This is a genomic window from Tepidiforma sp. (genome assembly GCF_034433535.1).
In the GTDB taxonomy this organism is placed as follows: Bacteria; Chloroflexota; Dehalococcoidia; order Tepidiformales; family Tepidiformaceae; genus Tepidiforma.
The window spans coordinates 1-17,681 of sequence record NZ_DAOUAO010000060.1; the positions used below are offsets into that span (position 1 = coordinate 1).

Annotated in this window: 22 protein-coding genes and 1 pseudogene; 15 read left to right on the forward strand and 8 right to left on the reverse strand. The window is 71.1% G+C overall.

Going from position 1 to position 17,681, the window contains the following annotated elements:
* The first annotated feature begins 137 nt into the window (after positions 1-137).
* Positions 138-1,709: an ABC-F family ATP-binding cassette domain-containing protein gene (locus tag VAE46_RS03075; protein ID WP_322795445.1), complete on the forward strand. Its 1,572-nt coding sequence runs from the start codon at positions 138-140 to the stop codon at positions 1,707-1,709.
* On the opposite strand, the gene VAE46_RS03080 is transcribed toward VAE46_RS03075, so the two are convergent.
* Positions 1,706-2,299, reverse strand: coding sequence for a hypothetical protein (locus VAE46_RS03080; RefSeq protein WP_322795446.1), 594 nt, complete (start codon positions 2,297-2,299; stop codon positions 1,706-1,708). The two genes, VAE46_RS03075 and VAE46_RS03080, sit on opposite strands and share 4 nt — an antisense overlap.
* Before the next feature lie 141 nt (positions 2,300-2,440).
* Between VAE46_RS03080 and VAE46_RS03085 the strand changes: the two genes are divergently transcribed.
* Complete coding sequence (locus tag VAE46_RS03085) at positions 2,441-2,980, forward strand: inorganic diphosphatase (RefSeq protein WP_322795447.1); 540 nt, start codon at positions 2,441-2,443, stop codon at positions 2,978-2,980.
* 6 nt (positions 2,981-2,986) lie between these two features.
* Here VAE46_RS03085 and chrA read toward each other — a convergent pair whose 3' ends face one another.
* Positions 2,987-4,189 (reverse strand): chromate efflux transporter, encoded by a 1,203-nt coding sequence (gene chrA, locus VAE46_RS03090; protein ID WP_322795448.1) that lies wholly within the window; start codon positions 4,187-4,189, stop codon positions 2,987-2,989.
* Positions 4,190-4,315: 126 nt separating this feature from the next.
* On the opposite strand from chrA, the gene VAE46_RS03095 reads away from it, so the two are divergent.
* The 3 genes from VAE46_RS03095 to VAE46_RS03105 are packed head-to-tail and all read left to right on the forward strand — an operon-like array spanning position 4,316 to position 6,242.
* Positions 4,316-4,567, forward strand: coding sequence for a hypothetical protein (locus VAE46_RS03095; protein ID WP_322795449.1), 252 nt, complete (start codon positions 4,316-4,318; stop codon positions 4,565-4,567).
* Entirely contained in the window at positions 4,564-5,508 is a 945-nt protein-coding gene (locus VAE46_RS03100; RefSeq protein WP_322795450.1) for an ABC transporter ATP-binding protein, read from the forward strand. The genes VAE46_RS03095 and VAE46_RS03100 overlap by 4 nt, the downstream gene beginning before the upstream one ends.
* Positions 5,505-6,242 carry an ABC transporter permease gene (locus VAE46_RS03105; protein ID WP_322795451.1) on the forward strand — a complete coding sequence of 246 codons (738 nt, stop codon included), beginning with the start codon at positions 5,505-5,507 and terminating at the stop codon, positions 6,240-6,242. Before VAE46_RS03100 ends, VAE46_RS03105 begins: the two co-directional genes overlap by 4 nt.
* Here VAE46_RS03105 and VAE46_RS03110 read toward each other — a convergent pair.
* Positions 6,239-6,808 carry a TMEM165/GDT1 family protein gene (locus tag VAE46_RS03110; protein ID WP_322795452.1) on the reverse strand — a complete coding sequence of 190 codons (570 nt, stop codon included), beginning with the start codon at positions 6,806-6,808 and terminating at the stop codon, positions 6,239-6,241. The genes VAE46_RS03105 and VAE46_RS03110 overlap by 4 nt on opposite strands.
* Before the next feature lie 324 nt (positions 6,809-7,132).
* Here VAE46_RS03110 and VAE46_RS03115 point away from each other — a divergent pair, with 324 nt between their 5' ends.
* Positions 7,133-7,336: a dodecin family protein gene (locus VAE46_RS03115; RefSeq protein ID WP_322795453.1), complete on the forward strand. Its 204-nt coding sequence runs from the start codon at positions 7,133-7,135 to the stop codon at positions 7,334-7,336.
* Here VAE46_RS03115 and VAE46_RS03120 read toward each other — a convergent pair.
* The gene (locus VAE46_RS03120) at positions 7,320-8,486 is read right to left on the reverse strand and encodes a hypothetical protein (protein WP_322795454.1); all 1,167 of its coding nucleotides are present in this window, start codon (positions 8,484-8,486) and stop codon (positions 7,320-7,322) included. The two genes, VAE46_RS03115 and VAE46_RS03120, sit on opposite strands and share 17 nt — an antisense overlap.
* 103 nt (positions 8,487-8,589) lie before the next feature.
* The gene (locus VAE46_RS03125; RefSeq protein WP_322795455.1) at positions 8,590-9,243 is read right to left on the reverse strand and encodes a class I SAM-dependent methyltransferase; all 654 of its coding nucleotides are present in this window, start codon (positions 9,241-9,243) and stop codon (positions 8,590-8,592) included.
* A gap of 109 nt (positions 9,244-9,352) precedes the next feature.
* Here VAE46_RS03125 and VAE46_RS03130 point away from each other — a divergent pair, with 109 nt between their 5' ends.
* Positions 9,353-10,678, forward strand: coding sequence for an MFS transporter (locus VAE46_RS03130; protein WP_322795456.1), 1,326 nt, complete (start codon positions 9,353-9,355; stop codon positions 10,676-10,678).
* 1 nt (position 10,679) lies between these two features.
* Here the strand turns inward: VAE46_RS03130 and VAE46_RS03135 are convergent, their stop codons facing one another.
* Positions 10,680-11,216, reverse strand: a complete 537-nt coding sequence (locus VAE46_RS03135) for a hypothetical protein (protein WP_322795457.1) — start codon at positions 11,214-11,216, stop codon at positions 10,680-10,682.
* A 150-nt stretch (positions 11,217-11,366) separates the two neighbouring features.
* On the opposite strand from VAE46_RS03135, the gene VAE46_RS03140 reads away from it, so the two are divergent.
* The 5 genes from VAE46_RS03140 to VAE46_RS03160 all read left to right on the forward strand — a co-directional run bounded on the left by VAE46_RS03140 (position 11,367) and on the right by VAE46_RS03160 (position 15,167).
* A complete protein-coding gene (locus VAE46_RS03140) occupies positions 11,367-11,672 on the forward strand; it encodes a hypothetical protein (RefSeq protein WP_322795458.1) in 306 nt (101 codons plus the stop codon).
* Positions 11,673-11,738: 66 nt separating this feature from the next.
* Positions 11,739-12,929 (forward strand): MFS transporter, encoded by a 1,191-nt coding sequence (locus VAE46_RS03145; RefSeq protein WP_322795459.1) that lies wholly within the window; start codon positions 11,739-11,741, stop codon positions 12,927-12,929.
* A gap of 176 nt (positions 12,930-13,105) precedes the next feature.
* On the forward strand, positions 13,106-14,005 hold the full coding sequence (locus VAE46_RS03150; RefSeq protein ID WP_322795460.1) for an enoyl-CoA hydratase-related protein: 900 nt from the start codon (positions 13,106-13,108) through the stop codon (positions 14,003-14,005).
* A 17-nt stretch (positions 14,006-14,022) separates the two neighbouring features.
* Positions 14,023-14,781: a DUF433 domain-containing protein gene (locus VAE46_RS03155; protein WP_322795461.1), complete on the forward strand. Its 759-nt coding sequence runs from the start codon at positions 14,023-14,025 to the stop codon at positions 14,779-14,781.
* Positions 14,778-15,167, forward strand: a complete 390-nt coding sequence (locus tag VAE46_RS03160; protein WP_322795462.1) for a hypothetical protein — start codon at positions 14,778-14,780, stop codon at positions 15,165-15,167. Before VAE46_RS03155 ends, VAE46_RS03160 begins: the two co-directional genes overlap by 4 nt.
* A gap of 9 nt (positions 15,168-15,176) precedes the next feature.
* Here VAE46_RS03160 and VAE46_RS03165 read toward each other — a convergent pair whose 3' ends face one another.
* Positions 15,177-15,338 (reverse strand): hypothetical protein, encoded by a 162-nt coding sequence (locus VAE46_RS03165; protein WP_322795463.1) that lies wholly within the window; start codon positions 15,336-15,338, stop codon positions 15,177-15,179.
* On the reverse strand, positions 15,338-16,513 hold the full coding sequence (locus tag VAE46_RS03170) for a cytochrome P450 (protein ID WP_322795464.1): 1,176 nt from the start codon (positions 16,511-16,513) through the stop codon (positions 15,338-15,340). The genes VAE46_RS03165 and VAE46_RS03170 overlap by 1 nt, the downstream gene beginning before the upstream one ends.
* Positions 16,514-16,648: 135 nt before the next feature.
* On the opposite strand from VAE46_RS03170, the gene VAE46_RS03175 reads away from it, so the two are divergent.
* From VAE46_RS03175 to VAE46_RS03185, 3 genes and pseudogenes are all read left to right on the forward strand, one after another.
* The gene (locus VAE46_RS03175; RefSeq protein ID WP_322795465.1) at positions 16,649-17,017 is read left to right on the forward strand and encodes a response regulator; all 369 of its coding nucleotides are present in this window, start codon (positions 16,649-16,651) and stop codon (positions 17,015-17,017) included.
* Between the two features lie 31 nt (positions 17,018-17,048).
* Complete coding sequence (locus tag VAE46_RS03180; protein WP_322795466.1) at positions 17,049-17,408, forward strand: helix-turn-helix domain-containing protein; 360 nt, start codon at positions 17,049-17,051, stop codon at positions 17,406-17,408.
* Positions 17,409-17,472: 64 nt separating this feature from the next.
* Positions 17,473-17,681: pseudogene (locus VAE46_RS03185) on the forward strand (DsbA family protein); the annotation flags it as partial.

Consider the following 17,681-nt stretch of genomic DNA (forward strand, 5'->3'; position numbering starts at 1 on the left):
TCCCACCTTCCACCTCCCACCTCCAACCTCCCACCTCCCACCTTCCCGCTCCTGGGCGGTGAGGTGGTGCTCCCGGTTCCCGGCTCCCCGTTCCCACCTCCAACCTCCCACCTCTGCTACCGTGAAGCTGGTACGCCATGCTCTACCTCGAGAACGTCTCGAAGGCCTTCGGCGGGAACGACATCCTGCGCGACGTCACCTTCACCGTCAGCGACGGCGAGAAGGTCGGGCTCGTCGGGCCCAACGGCGCCGGCAAGTCCACCATCCTCCGCCTCATCGCCGCCCTCGAAACCCCCGATTCCGGCCGCGCCGGCTACCGCGGCGGCGACCTCGGCTACCTCCGCCAGGAAGCCGGCCTCGATGATGCCAACACCCTCCTCCAGGAGCTCTGGCTCGCCTTCCCCGAGGCCCGCGCCATCGAACGCCGCCTCGCCGAGGTCGCCGCCGCCATCGAAGCCGGCGAGGGCGACCTCGATGCCCTCGTCGAGGAGCAGGCCCGCCTCTTCGACCAGTTCGAAGCGCTCGATGGCTACCGCATCGAGGCCCGCATCGGCCGCGTCCTCGATGGCCTCGGCTTCGCCCCCGGCGATGCCGAGAAGCGCTGCGGCGAGTTCTCGGGCGGCTGGCAGATGCGCATCGCCCTCGCGAAGGTCCTCGTCCGCCGCCCGCCCAACGTCCTCCTCGATGAGCCCACCAACCACCTCGATGCCCGCGCACGCGACTGGCTCGCCGAGGAGCTGCGCGAGTGGGACGCCGCCATCCTCGTCGTCACCCACGACGGCGACTTCCTCGATCGCTTCGCCACCCGCATCCTCGACCTCCGCGAACGGACGGTCGAAAACTACACCGGCAACTACACCGACTACCAGCGCCAGAAGGCCGCCCGCCTGCAGGCGCTCGACCAGGCGGCTGCCCGCCAAGAGCGCGAACTCGCCCGCCAGGAGCGCTTCATCGAGCGGTTCCGCGCCAAGGCGACGAAGGCCAGCCAGGTGCAGTCGCGCGAGAAGCAGCTCGCCCGCATCGAGCGCATCGAGCGCCCCCGCCGCGAGGCCGAGGTCTCGTTCGAAATCAACGCCCACGGCCGCACCGAGCGCGATGTCCTGCTCCTGCGGCACATCGGCCACGCCTACGGCGACCACATCGTGCTCGTCGATGTCACCCTCCACATCGAGCGCGGCCAGAAAGTCGTGCTCATCGGCCCCAACGGCGGCGGCAAGAGCACCCTACTGAAGATCGCAGCCGGGCTGATCGCCCCGACCGAGGGCAGCGTCGAATGGGCCGAGCGAGCACGGGTCGGGTATTACGACCAGCACCAGGACGAGGCGCTGGCCATGGACCGCACGGTGCTCGAAGAGGTCCGCTCGGTGGCCCCGCACGAATCAGAGACTCGCCTGCGGACGGTGCTCGGCCAGTTCCTCTTCTCCGGCGATGCCGTCTTCAAGCCGATTCGCGTGCTCTCCGGCGGCGAACGGAGCCGCGTCGCCCTCGCCAAGTTCCTCCTCCAGCCCACGAACGTGCTCCTCCTCGACGAGCCAACCAACCACCTCGATCGCACCACTCGCCGCAAGCTGCTCGAGGCCCTCAAGGCGTACGAAGGCACCATCCTCTGCGCCAGCCACGACCCGGGCATCGTCGAAGGTGTCGCCACCCACGTCTACGAGGTGAAGGACGGGGGCGTGCGCGAGCTCCTCCACCTGCGCAAGGGCTAAGTCCCCGGCAGCCTCGCTCGCAGCGACCGCACACGCCCGCGCCCGGCCGCCTCGCGCAGCAGCTGCCGGAAGGCCGTCTCGCGCGCCCGGCCCAGGGCCGCATACCGCTCCGCCGTCGCCGGGTTGAGGGTCACCCGCTCGAGCGTGCCGCTCGCCGCCTCGAAGGCCGCGAAGGCTGCTGCCCCGAGTACCGCCAGCTCCTCCAGCCGCGGCCCGAGCGTCGACCCGCCGGCGTCGACCACGTGGGCCAGCCGACACCAGAACGCGGCATCGCGCCCATCCGGCACCGGCCCCGAAACGAGCAGCACCGCGCCATCGAGCTGCTCGAATTCGACCCACCCCGGGGGCTCGAGGCCCGCCGGGTACTCCGCCCGGTCGATGCCCAGCAGCCCGCCAATCCCGCGCACATCCACCTCCCGGCTCCCGGGCGCGGTCGGCACGGTCACCCGGGCCCGGCGGGGCGCGGCGAGCGAGATGTCGCTCACCGCGTGCTGCAGGTGGCGGTCGAGGGCAGCATCATCCCAGCGTTCGCCGGCAGTGTCGTCGAGATCGATGCGGAGTCGGGCGCGGAGGTCGGCAAGTGTCGTCATGGCGGCAGCGTGGGGCGGGCGGGCCGCCAGCTCCAAGCGGCGGCTGTCACCCCGCGCGAACCGGGGCCACGCCGGGCACTCGCGGCTCGCGCACGGCGGTGGGACACTGCTGGCATCTCACCCGCGGGAGCAGCTGCCCCGATGCACCCCTGGCACGATATCGCCGTCGACCCCGACCTGATCGAATCCGAACTCCCCGTCGTCATCGAAATCCCGGCCGGGAGCAAGAACAAGTACGAACTCGAAAAGAAAAGCGGCATTCTCAAGCTCGACCGCGTCCTCTCGAGCTCCGTCCGCTACCCCGCCAACTACGGCTTCATCCCCCGCAGCTACTGCGATGATGGCGACCCGCTCGATGTGCTCGTCCTCGGGCAGGAGCCGGTCGTGCCGATGACGCTCGTCTACGTCCGCCCGGTCGGCGTGATGCACATGCGCGATGGCGGCAAGGCCGATGAGAAGATCCTCGCCGTCCACTCGCACGACCCGGCCTTCAACCACATCCGGAAGCTCGAGGACGTCCCGCCCCACCTCGTGGCCGAGATCCAGCGCTTCTTCATCGATTACAAGGTGCTCGAAGAAAAGGAAGTGGTGGTCGACCCCTTCGAGGGCCGTGAGCGCGCGCTCGAGGTGATTCGCACTGCCCTGGGCGACTACTGGAAGATGCGCGCCAACGAACGGTAGGTCGCCTCAGCCGCCGGCCGCGGTCCACGCGAGCCCCAGCGCGATCCCGCCGAGCACCAGCCAGAGCGCGCCCAGGCGGGTCGTCGCCGCCAGCAGCAGCGCCCCTGCGAAGAGGGCGATCGCGAACGGCCGGTCGAGCACGTCGGCCGCCAGCGTCACCCCTGCCAGCAGGATGAGCGCGAATGCCCCGGCGTTGACCCCATCGAGGAACGAGCCCGCTAGCTGCGAGGCCCGCAGCCGCGGCAGCAGCGGCGCCGCGGCCATCACGAAGAGGAACGACGGCAGGAAGATGCCGGCGGCACTGGCCAGCGCCCCCGGCAGGCCGCCCATCACATACCCGGCGAAGGCGGCCGAGCTGAAGAGCGGGCCGGGCGTCACCTGCCCCGCGGCGATCGCATCGAGCAGTTGCGCCTCGGTCAGCCAGCCGCGCCCCTCCACGAACTCCGCCCGCATGAACGACACGAGCACGTAGCCGCTTCCGTAGAGCACCGCCCCGATCTTCAGGAAGGCGAAGAAGAGCCCCGCGGTGCTCGCCCCCGCGGCCGCACCTGCCGCCGCCGGTGCGAGGGATACCGGCACGAACGGCACCCAGCCGCGGCCGCTCCGCGGGCCCTTTCGGTTGCGCGGCAGCGGCCCGAGGCTACGCCGGCTCGAACGCGTGAGCAGGCGGATGATCGCCCAAAGCCCGGCCGCGAAGAGCCCCGCGCCGAGCACCAGCAGCAGTTCGTTGACGCCGAGCAACGCCAGCAGCAGCACCGCCAGCACCAGGGCGGCCGATTCGATGCCGCGGAACGCCGCGCCGGCCAGGCCCCAGCCCGCCTGCAGGATGAGCGCGAGCACCACCGGCTGCGCCCCGAGCAGCACCCCCTCGCCCGCCGGCGTGCTGCCGTAGCGAACATACGCCCAGGCCAGCGCCGTCACGATCGCCGCCGCCGGCGCGATGAACAGCAGCCCGCCGAGCCACAGCCCGGGCAGGCCGGCCCGCCGATAGCCGAGGTGCATCGTCATCTCGGTCGAATTCGGCCCGGGGATGAGGTTCGTCACCCCCAGCATGTCGAGGAACTCCTCGTCGCTGAGCCAGCCGCGCTCCCGCACCAGTTCGCGCCGCATCAGGGCGATGTGCGCGGCCGGCCCGCCGAAGGCCACGCAGCCCAGGCGGAGGAAGTAGCGCGCGACCTCGCCGCTGGGGGAGGGTGCCACCCGTGCCATGGCCGCACAGCGTACCCGCCGGTGATGAAATGCGCGCCTGTCAGCCTCGAATCAAGAAAATTCACTGAATGCTTGACAAACTTCATGGAGAGATGAACGATATCCCATCCGAACGAGGAGGAGTCAATGGCACCCCGCTCTCACCTCACCCCGGTGCGCCTCGCTGCCCGCCCCTCCGCCGTCGCAGCCGCGCTCGCCGCGGCCCGGAGGGCCATCGCTGAGCCCCTGCGAGGGCCCGGCAGCCGTCCCCGCCGTGCCGTCCGCCGCCGGGAACTCGCCGCCCTCGCTGTCGAGCCGCGCCAGGCCGTGGCCGCCCTGCGCGCCCACCTCGTCGCGCTCGCCGGCCAGCGCGGCCGCCTGCGGGAGCTCCTCCCATGAGCAGCCCGTACGTCCTCGAAATCCGCGGCCTCACCAAGCGCTACCGCAACGGCACCCTCGCCAACGCCCGCATCGACCTCGCCCTGCGCCCCGGCGAGGTCTTCGCCCTCCTGGGCCCCAACGGCGCCGGCAAGACAACCCTCGTGCGCCAGGTCCTGGGCCTCGCCCGGCCCACCAGCGGCACCATCCTGCTCGATGGCATCGACGTGGTCGCCGACCCTGCGGCCGCCCGCCGGCGCATCGGCTTCCTCCCCCAGGGGCCGTTCGACCTCCAGTCGCTCACGGTCGCCGAGACCGTTGAGTTCGCGGCCCGCCTGCGCGGCGTTCCCCCTCCTGCCGCGCGGCGGGCCGCAGCCCGGCTGCTCGAGGCGCTCGAGCTCGACGCGTTCCGGTCGACCTCGATGCATGCTGCCTCCGGGGGCGTCCGGCGGCTGGCCGGCTTCGCCGCCGCGATCGCCGCGCCCGCACGCCTGCTCGTCCTCGATGAGCCGACCAACGATGTCGACCCCATCCGCCGCGCGCGCCTCTGGGACCTCCTCGCCGGGCTCCGCCGCGACGGCGCCACCGTCCTCCTCGTCACCCACAACCTTGCCGAGGCCGAACGCGTCATCGACCGCCTCGCGATCATGAACGCCGGGCGGGTCATCCGCGAAGGCACCCCGGCCGCCCTCCGCTCGCTCGTCACCGACAGGCTCCGGCTGGAGCTCGATGCCGCTGCGCCGCTCTCCCCGCACCCTGCGCTGTTGCCCGATGGCGACGGCAGCGCCTGGCTCTTCGAACGCGGGCGGCTGCCCGAGATTGCGGCCTGGCTCGATGCGCACCACCGGAGCGGCGCCATCAGCGACTTCCGCATCGGCCCGCCTGGCCTCGATGACATCTACGCTGCGGCCATGGCCGCCCCCACCGCCCCACCGCTCGTTGCCCCGGGAGCCGCCCAATGACCTTCCTCCGCCAGTACCGCGACCTCCTCTCCATGGAACTGCGCAGCATGCGCGGCGAAGTGCCCATGATCGCCGTCATCCAGCTCGCGTTCACCCTCGGCTTTGTCCTCGGGTTTGGCTACCTCGTCCCCGGCATGACCGGCGAGACCGCGCGCTACATCGTCACCGGTACCGCCACCCAGGGGCTGGTGACCATCGGCCTGGTGCTGCTGCCCCAGCTGCTCGCCCAGGCCCGGCGCGAGGGCCGGCTCGACTACCTGCTGGCGATGCCGATCTCCCGCGAGGCCTACCTGCTCGCCCTCGTCAGCGTCGTCGGCATCATGGCCCTGCCGGGCGTCCTCTTCTGCCTCCTCTTCGGCGCCTGGCATTACGGCGTTGCGCTCGCATGGTCGCCGCTGGTCATCCCGGTCGTGCTGCTGGGCATCGCCTCGCTGGCCGGGGTGGGCATCGCCCTCGCGATGTACTCCCCGCACCAGCAGGTCACCAACGCACTCACCCAGCTCATCATCTTCTATGTGCTCTTCTTCGCCCCGGTGCTGATGCCGCGCGAGCAGCTGCCCGAACTGCTCCAGTGGACGGCCCGGCTCGCGCCGCCGACCTATGCTGCCGAGGCCCTGCGCGCCGCTGTCACCGACCTGCCCGGTGCCGAGGCCGGCCCTGCCCTCGCCGCGATGGCGCTCTTCGCGCTGGGTTCCGCCGCCCTCGGCGCCATCGCCATGCGCCGCCGCACCTAGCGCCATGCCGCCCATAGCGCCGCAGCCCCGAACGCCACGAAGAGCAGCGCCGCCACCACCGCCAGGACGCGCTGCGGCAGCCGTTTCCCCGCGATGACGCCCGCCGCAATCGCCACCGCATCGGCCAGCACCATCCCCAGCGTCGAACCCAGCCACACGCCCACCGTGTTCGCTTCCCGGCCCGCCAGCGAAACGGTCGCCAGCATCGTCTTATCGCCCAGTTCGGAAAGGAAGAACGCCGCGCTCACCACCCCCAACGCCCCGAACCGCGCACCCAGCCGCGGCTCGCCCGGCTCCTCCTCGAGCGTGTCGCCGCGCAGGCTCCACGCTGCAAAGGCAAAGAACGAAAGCCCCACCAGCGTCAGCAGCACCCGCTCAGGCAGCAGCTCATCGAACGCCACGCCGATCGCCACCGACCCGAGGTGCACCACCAGGGTCGCCGCGCTCACTCCCGCGAGCACGATCCACCACCGGTACCGCGTCGCAAACCAGAGCGCGACAAGCTGGGACTTATCCCCCAGCTCAGCAAAGAAAATCAGGACCGTCGAAACGAAAAATGCCGACATCACGAATCCTTTCGTGTGCCGGCCGCTTCGGGGAGCGCCCTCGGCCGGCACACACGCGTGTGCTGGCCGAACGTCTCGCCCGCCCGGTCCCGGGACCGGACCGCGCCACCGCCCGCAACCACGGGAGCATGTCGATGGACGCGCGCAGGGCTACTCCCCTTCGGTCAGCCGCAGTATCCCCCGGCGTGCGCTTTCGGGAAAGCGCACGCCGCCCCGCCAGGGCCGGAATGCGACCTTCGACGCAGCGAAACCGGGCCGGTCGGGCCGGGCGGCGCCCCGCTCCCGGTGTATGTTCCATTACGAAATCGCAGAGGAGGTGCGCCGATGTCCGTCGCGCGCGTCACCGAAATCACCGCCGCATCGCCCGTTTCGTTCGAAGACGCCATTCGGCTCGGCATCGAACGGGCGAACAAGACCCTGCGCAACGTGAAGGGCGCCTGGGTGCAGGAGCAGACCGTCGCCGTGGAGGACGGCCGCATCAGCGAGTACCGCGTCAACATGAAAGTGACATTCATCCTCGAAGACTGACCGCCAACCGGCGCGCCGCCAGCGCCGCTGCGACCGCCCCGAGCAGCCAAAACTCCGCTGCCGGGTCGGTCGCGAAGTCACTCGGTCCCCGTACCAGCGCCAGCGCGAAGGCGCCCGCGGCCAGCAGCAGTGCCTCGCCGCCCATCAGCCACCCGCGCCCCTCGAGCGCGGCGGCGCCCTCAGCCGCGAGCCAGGCCATCGCCGGCGACGCGAAGGCCATCAGCCGCTCCGTATCACGCGCGATGAGCAGCTGGGCGAAAACGAGCAGCACGAACGGCGCCAGCCGCGCCGCCCGGCCGGGACGGGCCAGCGCCCCTGCCGTCGCCAGCACCAGCAGCACGGAGCCGAAGCTGCGCACCGTCAGCGCCTGGGCGAGGTCGCCATCGAACCCGCGGATGCGCTCCTCCCACCCGATCTCGCGCAGGAGCACCGCGTAGTCATAGTTCGCGACGACCTCGGGGAAACGGGAGATGACCGGCGGGAGCGAGGCGAGGTAGGCCGCATCGTCGTTCCAGGCCGGGATGGCCAGCCGAACGGCGACCGTGGCGGCCGCCGCGGGGGCGACTGCCGCCCCAGCGCGCAGCAGCCTCTCGCAGAGGGGTGCCTGCCCGGGCCAGAGCGTCAACGCAAGCGGCGCCGCTGCCAGTGTCACCTCCTTCAACAGCGCCCCCGCCAGCAGCGTGAGCGCGAACAGCACCGCCCGACCCCGATGCGCGAAGCGCATCGCCAGCACGATGCACGCCCCGGCTGCCGCATCGGGCAGCCAGAAATCCGCCAGCTGGTAGCGCAGGCCCCAGCCGAGGCCAAACGCCAGGAGGACACCTGCAGCGGTCTGCGCAGCGGAGAGGCCGGCTTCGCGGAGGAGCAGCCAGAGCGTCGCGCCAAAAATCACCGCCCCCGCGGCGGCGATGGCGAAGAACGTCACCTGTTCCGGCGGCGGCGCAAGCCAGGCGGCGGTCGGCACCAGCACCCGCCAGCAGTACGGGGCAATGTGGAAATCCCACGGCCCGACGCGCGCCGCCTCGAGGTAGTAGTGGCGGTCCCAGCCGGGGTCGGCGAATTCAGCCGTGCCCTCGAGCCGCAGCCGGACCGAGAAGACGCAGGCAGCGATCAGCGCCCCCGCCAGCAGCCAGGGGCCGGCATGGCGCATGACGTCCGCGAACCACTGACCGCGGCGTCCTCCCCGAAGCGGTTGGTCTTCACGCACCGCTGCGCAGCATCGCCCGGATGTGCTTCTGCCGCCAGCCCCGCGCCTACCCCTCCGCCGGCCCGGGCTTCAGCGCACGCAGCCAGATCTCCGCTTCTTCCATCCCCACGAAATGCCCCCAGAACCGCTCGCAGACGTACTGCCAGCGCTCGTTTCGGTTCGCCAGCCAATCGAACACAAACCCCAGCAGCGCCCTCGTCCGCCCCGGCCGCACCGTATCGAAGTTCAAATTGAAGTGGAGCCGCCGCCGCTCGATTTTGAACTTCGCCGGGTGGTAATACCCCCAGATCTGCCCGTCCAGCGTTGTCGGGTCGAAGTATTCGAACGTCGCCAGGTACACCCCGCGACGGTGGGTCGGGTCCTTCCACGTCAGGAACGGTGTCGAGCCGTGCGGAAAGCGGAAGTAGACGAGCGCCCCCGGCCGGCACACGCGCCACACCTCGCCCATGAACGCCAGCAGGTCATCGACATGCTCCACCAGGTGCGAGGCGTACACCTCATCGACCGAGTTGTCGCGCAGCGGCAGCGGCCTGGTCACATCCGCCAGGATATCGACCCCCGGCACCCGGGCGAGGTCGAGCCCGATGGCGCCCGGCTTCTTCCGCCGGCCGCACCCGAGGTCGATGACCACCCGCCGGCGCGGGGGCGAACCCGCCGGGGCCGGCGCTTGTGATGGCGCGTGCGAAGCGGCCTGGTCCACCGCGCGATTATCGCCCGAAGCGCCCCCGCGCGCGCGGCCGGGGGGCCGTCGCTATCGGGGGCACCTCGCTTCACTCAACCTTACGTTCACGTCAGCGTACGATGGAGGCATGCCCAACGCCCTCCCGCGCATCCGCGCCATCGCCGCCCGCCAGTTCTCCTCTCTCGCCGTCTACAACTACCGCGTCTACTTCGCCGGCCAGCTCATCTCGCTCGTCGGCACCTGGATGCAGACCACCGCCCAGGCATGGCTCGTCCTGCGCCTTACCGGTTCACCCCTCGCGCTGGGCACCGTCACCACCCTCCAGTTTCTGCCCATTACCGTCTTCACCCTCTTCGGCGGCGCCTTCGCCGATCGCCTTCCCAAGCGGCGGGTGCTGGTCATCACCCAGTCGCTCGCCATGTTCCAGGCGGCCATCCTCGCGCTGCTCGTGGCCACCGACCGTGTCCAGCTGTGGCACGTCTACGCCCTCGCCCTCTGGCTTGGGACCGTCAACGCCTTCGATGGCCCAGTGCGCCAGTCGTTCGTGGTCGAACTGGTGGGTCGCGAGCGGCTGGTCAACGCCGTCGCCCTCAATTCGAGCATCTTCAACCTTGCGCGCATCACGGGTCCGGCAGTCGCCGGCGTCACCATCGCCGCCATCGGCATCGCGCCCGCGTTCGCGGCCAACGCCGCGAGCTTCCTCGCCGTCCTGGTCGCGTACGCGCTCATGCGCCCGGCCGAATTCCGTGCCGTCCCTCGCCAGCCCGCGCGCGGCAACCTCCTCATGCAGGTGCACGAAGGTCTCCGCTATGCCCGCCGAACGCCCACCGTCCTCTTCTTCTTCATCCTGCTCGGCTTCATCGGCACCTTCGGCTACAACTTCACGGTCGTCGTCCCGCTCGTTGCCGAGTTCGTGCTGAAGGTCGGGCCGCAGCAGTTCGGGCTCCTCACCTCGGCGATGGGAGCCGGCAGCCTCGCCGCCGCGCTCGTCATGGCCGCGACCGGGCGCCCGGGACCGGGGCTCCTGCTGGGGGTCGCCGCCGCCTTCACCGGCCTCTTCGCACTGGTCGCCCTCTCGCCGGTCTACGCGCTCACCGCGGGGCTCCTCGTGCTCCTCGGCATGGCCGGGGTCGTCTTTTCGACCACCATCAACACGTCGCTCCAGGTCATCGTCCCCGATGAGCTGCGCGGCCGGGTGATGAGCATCTTCTTCCTGCTGTTCGCCGGTTCGACCCCGATCGGCGGCTTCATCACCGGCTTCCTCGGCGAACACCTGGGCGTACGGCCCGGTCTCCTGCTCATGGCTTCTGCCTGCGCGGCCGGCGTCGCCCTGGCAGCCGTCTACTACGCCCGGGTAGCACGCGGCGCATTCCGCGCGCTCGAACCGGGCGAACCTCCCGGCAGTGCTGGCCGGCGCGAACTCCCCGCGGCGATGGCCGCCGGCAGCCGCTGAGCTACCGCTCCTGCAGGCTCCAGCCGCTTGTGCCGATCATCGTCCCCATCACCATGATCGCCAGCGAAAGCGCCAGCCCCGAGATGCTCAGCGCCAGCGAAAGCCGCCGCGCGGCCCGCAGCTCCTCGTCATCCCCCTCGCCGCGCGCCTTCGCCTCGTACGCCCGCAGCTGCCGCGGTCCGGCCCAGGCGATGTGCAGCCCGACAACCGCCAGCATCAGCAGGAAGAGCGTCATCTTCACCACGAACCAGAACCCGAAGCGCAGGCTCAAAAAGTCCGCGTCCTCCGGGATGGCGTAGTACTCGCGCCAGGTCGAAATCAGGTACGTCCCGGCAATCACGATGAGCGCCAGCCCCGCGCCGCCGAGGTAGCCGAACCGCCGCGTCATCACCCGCATCGCCGCAACCCGCTGGGGCAGGTCGGTCACCTGCCGCGAAGCCGCTGGCCAGGCCACCGCCAGCATCACCTGCGGCCCCACCCACAGGGCAATGCCGAGGATATGCAACCAGGTGAACGCGATGTGCAGCGTGGTTTCCACGGGGGCCTCCGGCGGTAAGCGTCGCCTTCGATTGAACGGCTTCGAACGCTACCGGTGAAGCGGCCCGGCGGGGCCCAACCCCCGTGCCTCCCCCGGTTCGCCTGCGCCCGGGCGCATTGAATCTTAGTTAGCGCTTACTAAGCTAGGAGCATGAGCATCGACCTCTCCTGGGAAGGCCCGGCCCGCGTCGCCCGCGAAGGCGCCTTCGAACAGCCCGCCCGCGCCCGGCTCGAACGCCCCGGCGGCAACGGCCACTGGCGCGGCGAGCTCGTCCTCGCCGGTGCCCTCGCCGTTCGCCCCGGCGAAACCCTCCAGCTCGTCGTGCGCCGCTCGCCCTGCCGCGCGGTCGTGCTCGGAGCTGCCATCCGCGGCGGCCCCGGTCACCGCACCACCACCGTTGTGATCGAAGGCGAGGGCCGGCCCCCGGCCTGCATCCGCCCGCCGCGGGAGGGCTAACCCCCGGCCCGGCGCGGGCCATCTCGGCCACTCGTCCCGGCACGGCAGCAGCCCTACCATGCCCGGGTGCGACCCCGCCGCCCGTTCCAGCGCATCCCACGCATCGCCTGGCTCCTCGGCTTCACCTCGCTCTTCGCCGACCTCTCCAGCGAGCTGGCCTACCCGCTCATTCCCATCTTCCTGACCTCCGTCCTGGGGGCGCCCGTGGCAGCCGTCGGCCTGGTCGAAGGCATCGCCGAGGCGACCGCCAACCTGGTGCGCCCCTTCGCCGGCCGCTGGTCCGACCGCACGGGCCGCCGCAAGCCGTTCGTGGTGGCCGGCTACGCCCTCGCCGCCGCCGGCAAGCTGGTCATCGTCGCCGCGCCCGCCTGGGGGTTCGCGCTCGCCGGCCGGGCGGTCGACCGCTTCGGCAAGGGGCTGCGCAATCCCCCGCGCGATGCCATGCTGGCGGACGCCGCCCCGGCCGCCGAACGCGGCCGGGTCTTCGGGTTCCACCGCGCGATGGATACCCTCGGGGCCGTGCTCGGGCCGCTCGCCGGGCTCGGGCTGCTGCTCGCCCTGGGCGAAGATCGGCTGCGCTGGGCCCTCGCGCTGGCCCTCGTGCCGGCGGCGGTGTCGGTCCTCGTCGTCGCGCGCGTCCCGGAGCTGCGCCCCGCCCACCCGCCCTCCCAGGACGGCCTGCGCGGGCAGTACCGCCGCCTGCCACGGTCCTTCTGGCTCCTCCTGGGCGCCACCACGCTCTTCATGCTCGGCAACTCCAGCGATGCCTTCCTCATCCTGCGCGCGAAGGACCTGGGCCTCGCCACCACCGCAGTCATCCTCGCCTACGTGCTCTACAACCTCGTGTACGCGGCGGCGGCCTACCCGGCCGGCAGCCTCAGCGACCGCATCCCGCGGCGCGCCGTGGTCATCGGCGGCTACCTCGTCTTCGCGGTTGTCTACCTCGGCTTCGCCCTCGCCGAAGACGGCGCGTTCACCTGGCCGCTCTTCGCCCTCTACGGGGCGTACATCGCCGCGGCTGAAGGCGTGCTCAAGGCGTTCGTCGCCGACCTCACGCCGGCCGAGCTGCGGACCACCGCGCTCGGCCTCTTCCAGGGCGTCACCGGCGGCGCGGTCCTCGTCGCCAGCCTCACCGCCGGGGTCCTCTGGGACGCCATCGGCCCGGCCGCACCGTTCTACTTCGGCGCCGCCTGCGCCCTGCTCGCCGCCCTCGCCACCCTCGCGGCCCGGCCGGGAGCCGCGAACCCCGCCCCCTGACTTCCCCGCCCGGGAGCCGGGAGCCGGGAGCCCCGCCCCCTGACTTCCCCGCCCGGGGGCCGGGAGCGGGGAGCCGGGAGCCGGCGTAAATCGCTCTCCCCTTCTCCCTCTCTCCCTTTCTCCCCCTCTCCCTTTCTCCCCTTCTCCCCCTCTCCCGTTCCGCCTACTATCCCCGCATGACTCGCACCTTTGAACACCTCGTCATTGACCGCGTGGGCACCGACGGCCGCGTCGCCCGCATCACCCTCACCCGGCCCGAGAAGATGAACGCGCTCTCCCAGGAGCTCCTCTTCGAATTCTGGGACGCCCTGCACGACCTCGAGGCCGACGATTCGGCCCGCGTCATCATCGTCCGCGGCGGCGGCCGCGCCTTCAGCGCCGGGTACGACCTCGCCCCGCCCCGCGGCGGCGCCGACGGCGTCGTCCGCCGCTACCGCACCAGCGATGAGAAGGGGCGCCGCCTGCTCATGGGCATCCGCACCGGCATGCAGCAAATCACCGACATCCACCTCTACTTCTGGAACATGGCGAAGGTCACCATCGCCCAGGTCCACGGCTACGCCCTCGCCGGAGGCTGCGAGCTCGCCATGATGGCCGACCTCGTTGTCGCCGCCGAAGATGCCCAGCTCGGGCACCCCGGCCTGCGCGGGCTCGGCACCAGCCGCACCGGCGTCATCTGGCCGCTCGTCATCGGCATGCGCAAGGCCAAGGAGCTCTACTACACCGGCGACAGCATCTCCGGCCGCGAAGCCGAGCGCATCGGCATGATCAACTACGCCTGGCCCGCTGAGGAGCTCGAACGGAACACCATCGCCCTCGCCGACCGCCTCGCCAACGCCACGGCCGACCACCTCGCCATCCTCAAACTGAACATGAACCGCTTCTACGAGAACATGGGCATCTACTCGTCGGTCCGCAGCTCCACCGATATGGACGCCATGGCCCAGATGACCGCCTTCTCCTACCAGTGGCAGGACCGCATGCGCGAGAGCATGGAGGCCGGCACCGGGCTCAAGGGCGCCATCGAATGGCGCGAGGGCATGTACCGCGACCTGCCCCCCGGCCTCCGCCGCTAGCGAAAGGGAGATAAACGATGGAGAATCGAATCGAGCGCTCGCTGCCCGGGGTGCCTGGGAAGCCCCCGCCGCAGCATGGCGACCCGGGCCTGCAGGAGTTCGACCTGCTCGATCGCCTCCGGCGCGAGCCGCGCTACACCATCGCCGAGGCCGCGCGGCTGGCCGGGACGAGCGCCCCGTTCGCGAGCCGGTGGCTCTCAGCGATTCTCGATGCAGCGCCTGCCGATACCGCCCGGCGTCGCTCCCCTCGCGCACCGGTCGCGTCGTTTCTCGACCTGATTGAGCTGGTCGTCGCCGACCGCCTCCGGCTCGGGGCCGAAGGGGCACCCCGGATTCCGTTTGCGCGTCTCCGCACCGCCTACCAGTTCGCGCGAAAGCAGCTCGCCATCGATCGCCCGTTCGCGAGCCAGCGGCTTTACCGGAACAGTCCCCACATCTTTCGCGACCTCGACGTCTCCGAGGGCGGACCGGGTCACCTGGCTGTTGACCTTGGCGGCCAGTTCGGGCTTCCGGGCCCCGTCCACGAACTCGCCGCAGCGCTCGACTTCGATAGCCTGCGCGGCCTCGCCCTCCGCTGGTTCCCCGCCGGCCGCGATGCGCGCATCGTCATCGACCCGACCATCGCTTCGGGGCGGCCGTCCATCGCGGGCCGAAACCTGCAGGTCGATCTCATCGTCGCCCGGTTCCGCCGCGCCGGCGAGAGCATCGACAGCCTGGCTAAGGACCTCGAGCTCGACCGCAAGGCCGTTGAGGCAGCGGTCCGTTTCGCCGCGTGAAGCTCTTTTTCGATGAAAACTTCGGCCCGAAAGTGCCCGATGCGTTGCGCCGGGTCGGCGCCCCCTGTGCTGATATCGAAAGGCCGCGGCGCGGCGGGTCGGTGGCGCCCGGCGCTTCGGACATCGACTGGATTCGGTGGGTAGGGCAGGAAGGCTACCTCGCACTCACCGAGGACCTCGCCATGCTCCGGAGTGCCGTGGAGCTCGACGCCGTTCGGACGTCCGGGGCTGGGGTGGTCTGCTTCTCGACCGGGAGCCAGGCACGCTGGCGCGCCCTCGCGCGGTTGCTGCGCCGATGGGAATGGCTCACGGAGGTTGATGCCCAGGTTGCCCGGCCGTTCGTGTACCGGGTGCCGCTCCGGGGCCGGGCCGAGCGCATACTCTAGCCTCCGCCGCTAGCGCCGAAGCTGCCAGAGCGCCAGGACGGCGAGCACGGCCGCAACCGCCACCAGCAGCCAGCGCTCCGCCCAGAGGCCCCCGGCCACCCCGGCCACCCCCACCGCCAGCTGCAGCCCGGACAGCCACGCCGGCAGACGCCGCTCCTCGCCGCGTCCCATCACTTCACCCGGAAGGCGATGGGGAGCTCCAGCACCCCGCGCATGATGAACGTCGGCACCCGCGGGAGCGGCCCTTCCGTCGTGCGCTCGAACCCCGTCGCCCGCGCGAGCAGCTCCTCATAGGCCACCTTCGCCTCCAGCCGCGCCAGCGGCGCCCCGAGGCAGAAGTGGATGCCCATCCCGAAGGCGAGGTGCCGGTTCGGGGTGCGCGTCACGTCGAAGCGCAGCGGGTCCGGGAACTGCGCCGGGTCCCGGTTCGCCGCCGCCAGCCAGACCACCGTCGGCATGTTCGCCGGGATCCTCCTCCCACCCACCTCCACGTCCCGCGTCGGGCGCCGCACCGTCGCCTGCACCGGCGAATTGAGGCGCAGCACCTCCTCGATCGCCGACGGGATCAGCCCCGGCTCCGCCTCGAACTTCGCCAGCTCATCGGGGTGGGCGATGAACTCCAGCATCGCATTGCTAATCAGGTTCGTGGTGGTCTCGTTCCCCGCGACCAGCAGGAGCACCAGCATCTGCAGCAGATCGGCGAAGGTCAGCCGTTCGCCCGCCTCTTCCGCCTGCACCAGCCCGCTGATCAGGTCGTTCCGGGGCCGCTCGCGGCGCTCCTCCACCATCGCCGTGAAGTATTCCCGCATCTCCTCGAAGATCTCCTGCCGCAGCTGCCGCCCTCCGCCCTGCAGCCCGCTCCCAAGGCTCGCCACCGCCTCATCCGACCACACCTTGAAGCGTTCCCGGTCCTCCGGCGGGATGCCCAGGATCTCCGCGATCACGATCACCGGCAGCGGGTAGGCCAACGTCGCCACCAGGTCGCAGCGCCCGGCCTCCAGCGCCGGCGCCAGAAGCTCGCGGGTAATCTCCCGGATGCGCGGCTCCAGCTGCTCCACCATCCGCGGGGTGAACGCCTGCGAAACCAGCCCGCGCAGGCGGGTGTGCCGCGGCGGGTCCGAATTCAGCATCATCGGCTCCGGCGGATTCTCCGCATCCGGCGGGGGCGGAAACCGCGACGACCACGTCTCCCAGTCCTTCAGGATGCGCACGCAGTCCTCGTACCCGAAGACCATCGCCAGGCCACGCTCGTGCAGCACCAGCGGGCTGAGCGCCCGCCCCATCTCGTAGAACGGGAACGGGTTCTCCAGGAAGGCCGGGTCGTTGATGTTCGGCGCGGCAATCATCAGGACGTCACCTCCGCCCACAGTCTAACGAATTCCGAATCGGATTCGAAACGGGGCGATTTGCCCCCTTCGCCGCCTTCACGCCGGCCGAATGGTCTTTACAGGGTGAACTATCAGGTGCAGAGTGGAAGCAGTATGACTGCTCAGAATGACGTCCGCCCCCGCGTCCTCGTGATCGACGACGAGGACGCCGTTCGCAGCATGCTCCTCCGCGCCCTCGCCCTCTGGGGCTACGAAGGGGTGCCCGCCAGCAGCGGCAACGCCGCCATCGACCTCCTGGATGGCGGCGAACGCGCCGAGGCCGTCCTCCTCGACCTCACCATGCCCGGCATGACCGGCGAAGCCACCCTCGCCGCCATCCAGGCCCGCCTCCCCGGCGTCCCGGTCGCCCTCATGAGCGGCTACCCCCGCGAAGACCTCGCCGCCGCCGGCTATCGCTTCCTCGTCAAACCCTTCGACCTCGACAGCCTCAAGCGCCTGCTCGAGGAGATGGTGCCCCGCTGACGGCCCGGCGGCGTCCGGTGGTATCCTGACCATGGTGGAAACCGATATGCACCCCGCTGCGGACCTCAGCCCCTACTGCCCGGCATTCCAGCACACGGTCGAACTGATTGGCCGCCGCTGGACCGGCGCCATTATCCGCACGATGCTGGCCGGCTCCGTGCGCTTTGGCGCCATCCTTCAGGCTGTGCCCGGCCTCTCCGACCGCCTCCTTGCCGAGCGCCTGCGCGAGCTCGAGGCCGAGGGCATCGTCACCCGCACCGTCTACCCCGAGATGCCTGTCCGCATCGAATACCACCTGACCGAGAAGGGCCGCGAACTCGAACGCATCGTCGCAGCCATCGACGCCTGGACCGCTCGCTGGTTCGAGGGCGAGCCGCACGCCGCCGGCTGACCCCGTTTACAGCCCATCGCGCAATCGCATAGGCTTCCCGCACGGGGGAGACCCGGGAGGGTCGATGCGTACACTGCTCGTGCTCACGCTCGCGGCCGCGCTGCTCGCCGCTGCCTGCGGCGGCGGGGGCGGCTCGGCCGGCAACCCGTTCGCCCCGACTGAGACCCCGGCGGGCGCCGGCGGGCTGCCCGCCGCGTCGCCCACCGCCCCCGCTTCGACCCCCGCCGCGTCGCCCACGCCCGAGGCCCGCCCCTCGACCTACGTCGTCCGCGA